The organism is Flavobacterium sp. CHNK8 (genome assembly GCF_019774515.1).
Lineage (GTDB): Bacteria > Bacteroidota > Bacteroidia > Flavobacteriales > Flavobacteriaceae > Flavobacterium > Flavobacterium tiangeerense.
This window is the reverse complement of record NZ_CP081492.1, coordinates 937,553-951,198: the sequence shown is the minus strand read 5'-3', so window position 1 is coordinate 951,198 and position 13,646 is coordinate 937,553. Positions and strand designations below refer to the sequence as shown.

Annotated in this window: 12 protein-coding genes; 3 read left to right on the top strand and 9 right to left on the bottom strand. The window is 33.4% G+C overall.

Annotated features, from left to right (window positions below):
* The first annotated feature begins 1 nt into the window (after nt 1).
* From K5V07_RS04130 to rluF, 3 genes are all read left to right on the top strand, one after another.
* The gene (locus K5V07_RS04130; RefSeq protein ID WP_144893198.1) at nt 2-781 is read left to right on the top strand and encodes a zinc ribbon domain-containing protein; all 780 of its coding nucleotides are present in this window, start codon (nt 2-4) and stop codon (nt 779-781) included.
* Between the two features lie 36 nt (nt 782-817).
* Nucleotides 818-1,663: an alpha/beta fold hydrolase gene (locus tag K5V07_RS04125; protein WP_221916499.1), complete on the top strand. Its 846-nt coding sequence runs from the start codon at nt 818-820 to the stop codon at nt 1,661-1,663.
* Nucleotides 1,664-1,843: 180 nt separating this feature from the next.
* A complete protein-coding gene (gene rluF, locus K5V07_RS04120) occupies nt 1,844-2,656 on the top strand; it encodes a 23S rRNA pseudouridine(2604) synthase RluF (protein ID WP_086453424.1) in 813 nt (270 codons plus the stop codon).
* 81 nt (nt 2,657-2,737) lie between these two features.
* Here the strand turns inward: rluF and K5V07_RS04115 are convergent, their stop codons facing one another.
* From K5V07_RS04115 to K5V07_RS04075, 9 genes are all read right to left on the bottom strand, one after another.
* Nucleotides 2,738-4,642, bottom strand: a complete 1,905-nt coding sequence (locus K5V07_RS04115) for a PQQ-binding-like beta-propeller repeat protein (protein WP_221916498.1) — start codon at nt 4,640-4,642, stop codon at nt 2,738-2,740.
* A gap of 153 nt (nt 4,643-4,795) precedes the next feature.
* Nucleotides 4,796-6,181, bottom strand: coding sequence for a DUF4153 domain-containing protein (locus tag K5V07_RS04110; RefSeq protein WP_221916497.1), 1,386 nt, complete (start codon nt 6,179-6,181; stop codon nt 4,796-4,798).
* A gap of 53 nt (nt 6,182-6,234) precedes the next feature.
* Entirely contained in the window at nt 6,235-6,528 is a 294-nt protein-coding gene (locus K5V07_RS04105; RefSeq protein WP_086453423.1) for a transcriptional regulator, read from the bottom strand.
* A gap of 2 nt (nt 6,529-6,530) precedes the next feature.
* Nucleotides 6,531-7,145: a hypothetical protein gene (locus K5V07_RS04100; RefSeq protein ID WP_221916496.1), complete on the bottom strand. Its 615-nt coding sequence runs from the start codon at nt 7,143-7,145 to the stop codon at nt 6,531-6,533.
* A gap of 94 nt (nt 7,146-7,239) precedes the next feature.
* The gene (locus K5V07_RS04095) at nt 7,240-8,166 is read right to left on the bottom strand and encodes a magnesium transporter CorA family protein (protein ID WP_221916495.1); all 927 of its coding nucleotides are present in this window, start codon (nt 8,164-8,166) and stop codon (nt 7,240-7,242) included.
* Between the two features lie 220 nt (nt 8,167-8,386).
* Nucleotides 8,387-9,268 (bottom strand): bifunctional 5,10-methylenetetrahydrofolate dehydrogenase/5,10-methenyltetrahydrofolate cyclohydrolase, encoded by an 882-nt coding sequence (locus K5V07_RS04090; RefSeq protein ID WP_144893186.1) that lies wholly within the window; start codon nt 9,266-9,268, stop codon nt 8,387-8,389.
* 74 nt (nt 9,269-9,342) lie between these two features.
* Nucleotides 9,343-10,701 (bottom strand): signal recognition particle protein, encoded by a 1,359-nt coding sequence (gene ffh, locus K5V07_RS04085; protein WP_221916494.1) that lies wholly within the window; start codon nt 10,699-10,701, stop codon nt 9,343-9,345.
* A gap of 193 nt (nt 10,702-10,894) precedes the next feature.
* Nucleotides 10,895-11,527, bottom strand: coding sequence for an HmuY family protein (locus K5V07_RS04080; RefSeq protein ID WP_221916493.1), 633 nt, complete (start codon nt 11,525-11,527; stop codon nt 10,895-10,897).
* Between the two features lie 19 nt (nt 11,528-11,546).
* Nucleotides 11,547-13,622: a TonB-dependent siderophore receptor gene (locus tag K5V07_RS04075; RefSeq protein ID WP_221916492.1), complete on the bottom strand. Its 2,076-nt coding sequence runs from the start codon at nt 13,620-13,622 to the stop codon at nt 11,547-11,549.
* Nucleotides 13,623-13,646 lie beyond the last annotated feature (24 nt).

The window sequence follows — 13,646 nt, the reverse complement described above, 5'->3', positions numbered from 1 at the left end:
TATGGCGAATACAAAAGAATTAAGTGTTGAGGACAAGTTAAGAGCAATTTACGATTTACAACTTATTGACTCTAGAATTGACGAAATCAGAAACGTAAGAGGTGAATTGCCTTTAGAGGTAGAAGATCTTGAAGATGAAGTGGCTGGTTTAAGCACACGTTCAGAAAAATTAAAAGGAGAACTTGAAGTTATTGAAGACCTTATCAAAGCTAAAAAAATAGCTATTGATGAGCACAAAGAGTCTATCAAAAAATATACAAAACAACAGGAAACGGTTCGTAATAATAGAGAATTTAACTCTTTGACAAAGGAAGTAGAGTTTCAAGAACTTGAAATTCAATTGGCTGAAAAGCAAATCAAAGAAATGAAAGCTTCAATTGAGCATAAGAAAGAAGTAATTGCAGGCTCAAAAGAAAGATTAGAATCTAAATCGAATCATTTAAAACATAAAAAATCAGAATTAGATGCAATCTTAGCTGAAACAGCAAAAGAAGAAGCGTTCTTATCTGAAAAATCTATCGAATTCCAAAACTTAATCGAGGAGCGTTTGTTAAATGCTTACAAAAGAATAAGAGGAAGCGTTCGTAATGGTTTAGCAGTAGTTTCAATAGAAAGAGGTGCATCAGCTGGTTCTTTCTTTACTATTCCACCTCAAACGCAAGTTGAAATTGCTTCTAGAAAAAAAATCATTACTGATGAGCACTCTGGAAGAATACTAGTAGATAGCGTTCTTGCAGAAGAAGAAAAAGAGAAAATGGAACAATTGTTCTCAAAAATATAATACCTTTAAAGTCCCGATGTTATCGGGACTTTTTTTATGATCAAACAGATATTCTATACTCTTTTTACCAAGTCAGTGGGTACCTACATCAACCTACTCAGCTACCTTGCCCCAACAAAAGCGATACAACTCGCATACAACTTATTCAGTAAACCTCGCGATGGAAAGCTACAAGTTGACCGATTACCCAAAGTACTGCAACAAGCCCAAACCCAAACACTCTCTTTTCAAGATCAAAAAATACAAACCTATACTTGGCCTGGCAACAGTCATGTGATTTTATTAGTACACGGTTGGGAGAGCAACGCTTCGCGTTGGGAAAAACTCTTGCCTTACCTCGCAAAAACCGGTAGTACCATCGTAGCACTTGACGGACCCGCCCATGGACTCTCCAGTGGCACCACATTTAATATTCCGCATTATGCCGAATTTTTACACCAAGTGGTACAGCATTTTCAACCACAAACTTTGATCGGACACTCTCTAGGCGGCAAAACCTGCTTGTACTACCAGTCCGTTTACCAAAGCGACGACTTAAAAAAAATGGTTATCCTTGGCGCACCAAGCGATTTCAAAATAATATTAGACAATTATATCGCGCTGCTAAGCCTCAATTCTAGAATTTTAACTGGCCTAAAAAAATATTATCGTGATGTTTTTCAACTCGATACAGATGAGTTTGCAGGACAACATTTTGCAAAAAACATACTAACCCAAGGCTTTCTTGCCCATGATGAGCAAGACCAAGTAGTGCTCATTCATGAAGGCAACAAAATCGCCGCAACCTGGAAAAACGCTACTTTCATCACCACAACTGGACTCGGCCACAGCATGCACGACCACAATTTATACGAAAAAATTAGTCAGTTCATTCAAAATTAGGGCTTGCCGCCGCGGCGACCAGGCTATTCGCTACAATCTTTTTTTGGGCAAAAAAAGCCCTAAAAAAGGATTTTCGCTGCTATCCTTCACGCAAATCCGTCGTAAAGTTGATAAGTTCGTTTTACAAGCAATCTCAAAATCAATAGCTATTATAATTTGCAAATTGATTACTTTTGCAAGATGGAAGATCAATTAAAACGCCTCAATAAATTCATTGGCGAAACAGGTTTTTGCAGCCGCCGCGAAGCTGATAAAATCATCGAAGAAGGACGAGTGACCATCAATGGTGTTGTACCCGAATTAGGGACCAAAGTAGCACCTCATGACGAAGTACGCATTGACGGCAAATTAATTCGTGAAAAAACAGAAAAATCAGTATATCTTGCCTTTTACAAACCAGTAGGGATAGAGTGTACCACAAACCTTGATGTACACAACAATATTGTAGATTATATTAATTATCCAAAGCGAATATTCCCAATTGGGCGTTTAGACAAAGCCAGTGAAGGCTTGATTTTCATGACAAATGACGGCGACATTGTTAATAAAATATTACGTGCGCGCAACAATCATGAAAAAGAATATACCGTTACCGTAAACAAACCCATCACCGATCGTTTTATAGAAAGAATGGGAAATGGAGTTCCTATTCTAGACACTGTTACAAGAAAATGTAAGGTGGAACAAATTAGTAAATTCACTTTCAAAATCATCTTAACACAAGGTTTGAACCGTCAAATCCGTCGAATGACTGAATATCTAGGCTATGACGTAACCGCCTTAAAACGCATTCGGATTATCAATATTTCACTGGATGTTCCAGTTGGACGTTACCGTGATTTGACTGATGCCGAAATAAAAGAACTCAACGCACTTATTGAGCCATCCAGCAAAACAGAAGAAGCTAGTTTACCAAAAGTAGAAACACCAAGAAAAAGAACTGAGTTTATAAAAAGAGATGACCCTAGGTTTAAGAAACGTGGGGATTATTAACCCGTTTTTTTCATATCATATTAAACTAAAAAAGGCTTATTGAAATGATTCAATAAGCCTTTTTTTATTTCACAACTTGAATTATATTTTCTTATTAAAAATTCTTAATTCATTTTCGAATATATAATAAATTGATTGCGTTCCCGGATCAATTTCGTAAATCGGACGTATGTTTTCAAAAATGATTTTATCTAATTCTTTACCATCTTCTTTTTTTACTTTTACTAATACCTTTTTACTTGTTGCTTCGTCTTTAGCAAAAATGTATGAATAATCACGATTTTGTTTCATTGCCTGATAACGTTGTCCAAATCTTTTTGACACATCACCTAAAAAAGCAGCTCCAGCAGCTTGATTAGCAGATTTTTTCAACAGTGCTTCATCTTTTTCTTTTACAACAGATGTAGTTTCTTTTCCTGTTGCCGGGTCAATAGTCGTCATGGTCCACTCACTTCCCATTACAGCATTGCCAAAAGAAGCAACACCTAAACCAATTGATCCTGCAGTTGCAAGCGCTGATCCCCAAGCCCTACCACCGTCTCCAGGTTGTGTGTAAATGTTTTGGTATAAAACTTTACCATCTTTGCTTACCCCCATAACTTCTGTAGGTCCAGAAAGTGCAACTCCCCAAGAAAATAATTCAATAGAGTTTAACTCTTTTTCTTTCTTCACATTTACTTTAGCAAAAGCATCTGGTTTGTCTGATCCTTTTGAATCAAATTTGAAAAGTTTTTCATCATTATATACTAAAAACTGATTGTTTTCCTCATCAAATACATTCAATAATGGACGGTTTTCGTTAAATTTTAAATTTCCTCTCCATAATTTTTTTCCGCTTTTGTAATCCACTAAATTTCCATACGTTGCTGTTAAGTATAAAACTTTATCATCAACTTTTCCTAAATAATTAATTGCATCTTCTTTATTGTCAGAGATTTCGATAAAGCTTTTCCATTTTTTTTGTCCGTCTTTATCGATAAGCATCATCTCGTTTTCAGCAACATATAAATAATCTCCGTCAATTGGAATTATTTTTTTCAATCCCTCACCACGAGCATCTTTTTTCCAAACTTTAGACCCATCATTTAAGTTGAAAAAGTTGAATCCGCTGTTGTGAGCTACTAAAATTTTAGTCCCCCAATCTTCCAGATAAACAATATATTTTGTTTTAATCGCATCTTCCCAAATTGGTTTACCTGTTTGAGCATCCAATACATTTAAATATTGCTTTGCAGACAACAATCCTTTACTATTGATTACTACTAAGTTTGTATTGTTTTGAGTTGGAAAAACTTTAGTATATTCAAGATCTCCAACCCATTTTAAATTACCATTTGTTCTATCAATAGCAGATAATTTCCCATAATAAAGGGAGTAAATCATGTTGCTACTAACTTGTGCTTCATTAGATGTATTTGCTTTAAATGTAAACATAGAAGAAAGCATACTTTTTGCTTCTCCTTGTTCTGTTTTCCATTTCACATCTCCAGTATTTAAATCGATCAAAGACGCTATAACTTTACCGTTCTCAACTCCTTTTACTAAATACTCATTATCTTTATATAAAAATTGGCTATTAAAAACCGTGTATTTATAGTTCGCTGAATTATAAACAACTTTACCATCTTCAGTATTAATCAATATTGTTTTAAAATTAACCAAAGCCTCAACATAAACAGTTCCCTCGATTGGCTTTAAAATACGTTTACTCGCAAATAAATTATCAGCATCAACGTTACTTAATGTTTCTAGCGCAGAAACGCTTCCAACAGCTTTATCCGCATCAAAGCTCCAAACTTCAGCTTTAGTTTCAGGACTTATACCTCTAACCACATTACCTTCCTTAACCACTATAATTCCTGTGATTGCATTTTGGGTTAAATCTTCAATTTTTGAATTCATTTTAATAACTTGATCAGCCACTCGCTGGGCAAAACCAGAGAAGCTAACTAAAGTTAAAAAGAGTACCATTGTAATTTTTTTCATAGTTTTTTTTGGGTTAAGTGTTATATTAAATTTAACCAAATAGTGAAGCAAATATCTCATATTGACACGTAAAAAGCAAGGTTATTAATAAAAAAAATCTTCATAAAAACAGCAATAATTTTTATGAAGATTTTTTAATGCTTTATTCACTATTTACTCTTTATTTAAAAACTCATAATAAAAAGCTTTCGATAGAAAAGAGCATTCTTGATTTTTTAGAATTTCCTTTTCCCTAATTATTTCATTGTATTGACCATCTAATTTGTTTTCTTGAATAAATTTTCTACGCATTTCATCATTAAAATTTAAGCCTGATAAAAATACAGGTTCAACCCCTTTATTAACTTCAATATTATAATAAGTAATTATAGCGCCCCAATTAACAAAACTGGTTAATAAAACTATCCCATAAAAACCCCACATCATTTGATTGAAAAGAAAAGCATTTGTTTTTTGCTTTGTAATTTTCAGGTACGAAATAATCAATCCTATTATTGCTAAAATTAAGAAAGCGTACACACCTAATCTCTTGTAGGTCAATCCATAAAATGAAATATACTCAGTGTTTTTGATTATGGTAGAAAGTATTAAAATTCCATTTAAAACAATCCAAATCTTGGCTAATTTTTTAAGATATATCGCTTTTTCATCAAAATTAAAGCCACCTTTGAAGTAAAACAAGATTACACCAACTGCCATGATAATTGATAAAATTACAGCATTTACTCGTTCATGTGTATCCGAACTTAAATTTGATTTTTTAACCACTTCAAAAAACTGCTCATAGTTATAAGTTACAATGAAAACCAATAGCAATGCATTCAAAAGAAAGAACGTAATCTCTCCACTTCTTCTTTCGAAATCAATATCCAAAAACGAAAATGAGTTTTTATTTTGAATCTTGTCGACTTCATCAAAATCATTATCTAATAAACTATTCTTTTCGTAGCAAATCTCTGGTATCCAATAATTCCAGAAAGTGAATGAAATAAAAAATCCTAAAGCAGAAATTACAATTGCTTGCCAAACATCGATGTCTAAATAATAACCGGTAAACAGAGACAAAAAATGATCACTTGCAAATGAGTATACTACTAAAAACAATCCAAGAAATAGAAGTGGAATAACAAAGTAAGCTATCAGTTTTTTTATAAAACCATTATTGATTCTGCGCTTAGGAAGGTATTGACTAAACATGAATATACGGCCTAAAGAGGTAATTCCATTGAACAAAACCAAAGGAAAAGCTTGTAACAATTTCAGTTTAGGTTCTTGAGTTTTGAATTGTAAAAAGATAATTGATAAAGACATGGCACAAAACGACGGAAAATCGCCATACCAAGCAAACGCAAAACAAGACAAAACCGATGCAACCACTAACAGCAAATGCATCCTACTGGTAAACTTCTCTTGGAAAAAATAGCATATTAATCCGATTTGTACAATCCCAAAAATAGCCCAATTAAGCCCCAAATCTTCGTTGTAAAAAAGCAATGTAAAAACCAAACTGCTTGCTAAAATAAAATGTAGTTTTTTCATAATTATAAATTTAAAAGTACTTTGTATTTCAAAGTAAAAAGTTAAAAAAAGGTTTATTTAGATTTGAATAATTTTTCAAGACTATTTAAGTGGGAAACAAAAGCAGCTCTCCCCATATTGGTAACTCGATAAGAGGTTTTTGGTTTTTTACCCACAAATTCTTTTTTGATTTCGATATAGCCTGATTTCTCTAAAGAAGAAGAGTGACTCGCTAAGTTTCCATCAGTAGTATTTAATAATGCCTTCATTTCAGTAAAATCGATCCAATCGTTTACCATCAATACAGACATTAATCCTAATCGGATTCGACTTTCGAAATCTTTATTTAATTTATCGATAATACCCATGATTATCTGTATTTTTTAAACATGATCGTTCCGTAAACTATGTGTAGAATTCCAAAACCAAGGGCCCAAAAAATCAATCCATATCCTAGAAAAAATAAAGATACACCCCCAAGAAATAATTGAAAGTATCCTAAATACTGAATATCTGAATACGTATACTTACCCGCATTTACCAATGCTAATCCGTAAAAAAGTAAAGTAGCTGGCGCTAAAAAAGCGAAAAGACCATGATATATTAAAGCTAGACAAAAGACGCCTCCGACTGCTAAAGGAATTGCTAATTGCAAAAGCATCACTTTTGTGGTAGAAGTCCAGATTAGCAAATTATTTTTTTTACTCTTTTTAAAAGTGAATAGAAATCCAGAAAGAAGAGCAAGAACTAAAATTACAATCCCCACTACAATTAGTTTATAAATCAAATCAACACTGTACACTTTCTCCAATCCATCAAAATAAGACATCTCATTTGACTCAAACAAAAAAGCAGCATAACCCGCACCAAGTAGCGCAAAGACTCCTGCAAAAACACCTGACAATCCGCTAAGGGAAAGAAACCTTGAAGAACGTTCCATCATGGAACGAATGTGAACTAAATCTTCTTGAATATTGTGACTCATAATAAAAGTACTTTGAATTACAAAGTTATTGTTTTTAATGTATAATCCAAGAAAAGGAAGAAGAAAAAATATTTTTTTTTTTAAATAATGTTTCTTAAAACCATCTTTTCTTTTTGAATAAAAATACTCCAAAGCACGAAAGCATAATAGATACTGCAATTACAATCCAGATGCCATAGCGGTTATTCTCTAAATCGTTGGGAACATTCATACCGTATAAACTGGCAATCAAGGTGGGAATCATCAAAATAATCGAAATTGAAGTCATTTGCTTCATAATCGTATTCATATTATTTGATATCACAGAGGCGTATGCATCCATTGTACCGGTTAAGATGTCACTATATATATTGGTAGTTTCTTGGGCTTGGCGCAATTCTATCTCTACATCTTCCAATAATTCTAAATCAAAATGCTCTTTTTGAGATTTGATATTCTTGATTCGATGCAGCAAAATATCATTGCCTTTCAAGGAAGTCATAAAGAAAACCAAACATTTTTCTATTTGGAGTAAAGCCTGTAATTCTTCGTTTTTGATTGATTTCTCTAAATTATCCTCGGCTAATTTTATCTTTTGATTGACTTGTTTCAAGTATTTTAAAAACCAAACACTGGAGGATAACAATAGCTTGAGCACCAAATCAAAGTTGTCCTTAATATCGATTTTTTTACGTTGGGTGTAAATCACAAAATCAGAAAGCATTTCTGTTTTATGAAAACTAATGGTGATACAAACTTCACTTTTGAAAACAACACCAACAGGAATCGTATGAAAAGGCAATTTCACATCGTTGCTTTTCACAGGAATTCGCATGATAATCAAAGTCCAATCATTTTCAATTTCTATCCTTGGTCTTTCGTCAATATCTTCAATGTCGTTATAAAATGCTTCGGGAATTTGTAATTCTTCGAGTAAATATTTTTTTTCTATTTCGGTAGGACATTCAATATTGATCCAGCAGTTTGGAGTCCAATTAGTAGTGGCACTTAATCCGTTATTGTTTTTGTAAAAAGCTCTCATTTCAAAATCCTATAGGTTTATGTATAGCCTCTTGAAAATTGTTCAAGTGCTATCTTAGTTTAACATTTCCGAATAATAATCGTCCATTACCTTTTTTTTTAAGTGTTGCAAAAGTATTCTTTAAATTTAGATTCTAAGCTTTTGCTAGTTATAATTTAGGAGCATCTTAAGACAAAAAAAAGCCCCAAAAATAAATTTGAGGCTTTCTATGTAAAAATTTTTATTTGTTTCTCTTCATTTCCCTTGCCAAGAGTGTGTTTTTTAATAACATAGCAATGGTCATTGGTCCTACTCCACCAGGAACTGGGGTAATAAAAGATGCTTTTTTGCTTACTTGATCAAAATCTACATCACCGGTGATTACGTATCCTTTCTCGTGGTTTTCGTCAGGAACGCGGGTAATACCCACATCAATAACAACTGCTCCATCCTTCACCATATCCGCTTTTAAATAATTGGGAACACCCAAAGCTGTGATTATAATATCAGCCTGAATGGTAATTTCTTCTATATTTTTGGTGTAACTATGCGTAAGTGTCACTGTTGAGTTCCCTGGAAAACCTTTGCGTCCCATCAAAATACTCATTGGTCTACCCACAATATGGCTGCGGCCAATAACAACAGTATGCTTTCCTTTTGTTTCTACTCCATAGCGATCTAACAATTCTAGAATACCAAATGGTGTTGCAGGAATGAAAGTTGTCATATCCAATGCCATTTTCCCAAAGTTCTCCGGATGAAAACCATCAACATCTTTACTTGGGTCAACCGCCATTAAAACTTTTTGCTCGTCAATTTGTTTAGGAAGTGGCAATTGCACAATAAAACCGTCAATTTGCTCGTCTTCATTTAATTCTTTGATCTTTTTAAGCAATTCAATTTCTGTGGTGGTGTTGGGCATTTTAATCAAAGTAGACTCAAATCCTACTCGCTCGCAGGCTTTTACCTTGCTACCCACATAAGTTAAACTTGCGCCATCATTCCCTACGATTAGGGCTGCCAAGTGAGGAACTTTCTCTCCATTGGCTTTCATTTTTTGTACTTCAACAGCAATTTCGCTTTTGATGTCTTCTGCTGTTTTTTTTCCGTCTAGTAGTTGCATTGTTGTTTTGTTTAATATAGTAAAGACAAAAGTCTTAAAATCATAACGACTTTAAGACTCTATTTTTAAATTCTTTATTTCATTCCTGGCATTCCCGGCATTCCGCCTTTCATTCCGCCCATCATTTTCATTAGGTTTTTTCCGCCCGGACCTTGCATCATTTTCATCATTTTACTCATTTGGTCAAACTGTTTCATCAGCTGATTTACTTGCTCAATTTTGGTTCCTGAACCTTTTGCAATTCTTGCTTTTCGTTTTACATCAATCACAGCTGGTTTACTTCTTTCGATTGGAGTCATCGAGTAAATAATAGCTTCAATGTGTTTGAAAGCGTTATCTTCAATTTCAACATCCTTCATCGCTTTTGAAGCACCTGGTATCATTCCTACCAAGTCTTTCATGTTACCCATTTTCTTTACTTGCTGAATTTGAGAAAGGAAATCATCAAAACCAAATTCATTTTTAGCAATTTTCTTTTGGATTTTTCTTGCTTCTTCTTCATCAAATTGCTCCTGAGCTCTCTCCACAAGGGAAACAACGTCACCCATTCCTAAAATTCGCTCCGCCATACGTACAGGATAGAAAACATCAATAGCCTCCATTTTCTCTCCAGTACCTACAAACTTAATAGGCTTATTTACAACTGTTTTAATAGACAAAGCAGCTCCACCACGAGTATCTCCATCTAATTTTGTTAAGATAACACCATCAAAATTCAATCTGTCGTTGAATGCTTTTGCTGTATTTACGGCATCTTGACCTGTCATAGCATCAACTACAAACAAGGTTTCTTGTGGTTGAATCGCTTTATGCACGCGTTCAATCTCGTTCATCATTTCTTCATCAACAGCCAAACGACCAGCGGTATCCACAATGACAACATTAAACCCATTTGCTTTAGCATGTTTGATTGCGTTTTGAGCAATTTCAACTGGATTTTTATTTTCTGGTTCTGAATATACCTCAACACCAATAGAATCTCCAACAACATACAATTGTTGAATAGCCGCAGGACGGTAAATATCACAGGCAACCAATAATGGTTTTTTGTTTTTCTTAGTCAAAAGATAATTGGCTAATTTTCCAGAGAAAGTAGTTTTTCCAGAACCTTGTAATCCAGACATCAAAATAACAGATGGATTACCCGATAAATTAATTCCGGCTACATCGCCACCCATTAATTCAGTCAATTCATCTTTGACTAACTTAACTAATAATTGCCCTGGTTGAAGCGTTGTTAGTACGTCCTGACCTATTGCTTTTTCTTTTACTTTGGTAGTAAAATCTTTGGCAATTTTAAAGTTAACATCGGCGTCAAGTAAAGCACGTCGAACTTCTTTTAAAGTATCTGCTACGTTTACTTCGGTTATTTTTCCGTGACCTTTTAATATATGGAAGGCTTTATCTAGTTTTTCGCTTAAATTATCGAACATAATTCTTTTTCTCTTTAATTAAGGTGTAAAATTAATGATTTGGTATTGAAGTTGAAAAGGTATTAGTAATAAAAAAAGGAATGTTTTTAAAATTATCTGAATAAAACAAAAAGAGGCTGAAATAATCAGCCTCTTTAATTCAAAAAAAAAAAAAAATCAACTAAAAATGAATTCAAAGTAAACAGTTTTACCTCTAGAAAGAGGTTGAACTGTTGTTTTGATAAACGAATTTAAAGGTATAAAATCGAGATATTGAAGTCGCATCAGGAGATAAGGGTGCATCTTTATAATAACTTAAAATTTCGAATTTAGCATATTTACCATCGTGTGTTTTTACTACGTATACTTTACCTGCTTTGGCAGAAATAATATGCGATGTAGCATTATAATCATACCATGAATTAATACCCGAGGTAGGAAAGGAATAGGTTTTATCACCATCTTGAACAAATGTATTTGCAGCTGGAATAGCTGTAACACTGCTCAATGACCCCGTTACAATACTTACAGCTGCAACACCTTTTCTAGCTGGCTCTTCGTTAAGACCAATTAACGATCCTCCGTTAACAATTATTTTTGTCCCTCTAAAAGCGATATCCCAAACATCATTTGTAACAACTGCATTTTGAGAAAAACTAAATTTGGTGAACGGCCCTCCTTCTGGTTGTCCTTGACCACCTGTTTGTGGAGCTGGTAAATTTGAAACTGTTTTTGTCTCAAGTACTACTACTTTTTGTGGAGCATCATCCTTATCACATGAAATAAAGGTTGCAAAGATTGCCACAACTGCGATCGTAAAAAAAGAGGTTGAAAATTTGTTTTTCATAATAAAAATATTAAAAGTGTTAAAAATTAAATTGTAATCTTGTAAAAAATAAACGTCCCGAAAGTGTGCTAATTTCTTGTGGATTTGTAAAATCAAAAAGATTGTTGACACCTGCTTGTAGCGTAAACTTTTGTAGCATTTTTTTTGAAGCGGAAATATTAATCGTTGTAAAAGCATTTACAAAATCATCGTATTTATCTAAAACTTGATTGTTATTAGAATCCCATAAACCATACTTACTTTTATAAAAAACTTGTAAATTGAAATCGGTTTTTAACTTTGGCACAGCATAATAAAACTTTAAATTTGCCGTATTTTTCGAACGATTGAATAACCCAAAATAATCGACTTTTTTAATTTGGAAAGATTCTAATGTTACAGGATCTCGGGCGTAAACTGTGCCTTTTTCAATAGATTTGATTACCGACTCATCTTTAGCAATTAAGTATTGGTAACCAATAGAAACATTAAATTGCTTAGAATAACTATAAGTAGAATTGAATTCAAGACCATAGGTAAAAATTTGGTCAACATTAAAGTAACTAAATACGTTTTGTCCATTATTCTTTTGTGCGGCAACTCTTGTATCGATGAGATTTGATATCGAATTGTAAAAAAAATTGGTCTCGACTTTTAATTTTTCCTTTTGATAAAAGCTCCCCAAATTTAGATTTACGGAACTTTCTGGCTCTAATGGATTTTCAAAACTAATTCCAGGTATTCTGTTCAGCAGCTGTCCTTGCTTTTCTAAAACATTTAATTGTGATTCTGCTACATTATATCCCAGCACAGTATATCCTACTGAGGAATTTGTAAAATCAAAATACAATTGTCGAAAATCAGGCGCTTTAAAACCATAACCTACAGATGTTTTGAAAGATAAACTAGGATTGACTTTGTAATTTACAGCAAATTTAGGGCTCCATTGAGAGGCAAACTGGCTATTATTGTCATACCGAATTCCTAGCAAAAAATTGACTTTGTCCGTTGGATTAAAATCCAATTGTGAAAAAACATATTGAGATTGAACGGCCACTTTTGTAGCAAAATAAGTTCGATCTAAAGATTCATGATTAAAACCCGCACCTGCTATTATTTTATTTTTTTTCCAATTAAACAAGGCTCTAATTTCTGGACGATACAACCATTGATTGTAATAATTTTGTTCAAAAAGTATATTTTCAGGACTATTCAAGAAAGAATTATTTTTGTAATTTGTGGCATACAATTCATAATCTACTTGTACATTAGAACCCCATTTTTGTTCTAATTTTGAATGTAAATCCCATTCTAAAATTGTTGCATTACCAGCATAATTAATGGCATTTATGATCGTTTTATATTCTTGCAATTGATTGTAAAAACGTGTCCCAAAGGTAAATTTTACATTTTTTGAAAAATCCCAAAACACTCTGGGTTGTATGGTGGTGTTTTGATAAGGCTCTACTGTTTTTAATTCCGTTTTTGGATCTAAATCATAGCCATTTGAGGAGAAATAATTGGTAAAAAGTGTTGCCGAAATTTTTTCTTTTTTCCAATTAAAATTCAGATTTACATCATTCGTATTCCAACTAGCGTATCTAAAGGATCCATTTCCCGAAGCATTATTACGTGTTGGCTTTTTAGTTATGATGTTAATTACACCCGCTAAAGCTTCAGATCCATATAAAGACGAAGAAGCTCCTTTTACAATTTCTATTCGATCAATATTTCCCACACTTATTCGAGACAAATCAAATGTTCCTGCACTCCTTCCTACAAGAGGAACCCCATCCATTAAAATTAAAATATATGCTGCATCAAGACCTTGCATTTGTAATCCTTCGACTCCGCCAAAATCTGATGTTAGATGAAGTCCAGTTTGTTGTGCTAAAATTTCATCCAATCGTGTTACGCCAGCCTTTTCTATAGTAGCCGCAGATATAATATGTGTAGGAAGTGGCAAAGTAGCAATCAATCTTTTTGTTCGTGTTGCTGTTACAACAACTTCCTCTAAATGTTCCTGTTTTAAAGAATCAATTGACTGTTGACCTTGAGAGTAACACGCTAATGAGAGTAAAGGAAAGCCTATTTTTAATATTCTATTTAGAAGCATTCTTAATAATTTTCAGCAAATGTA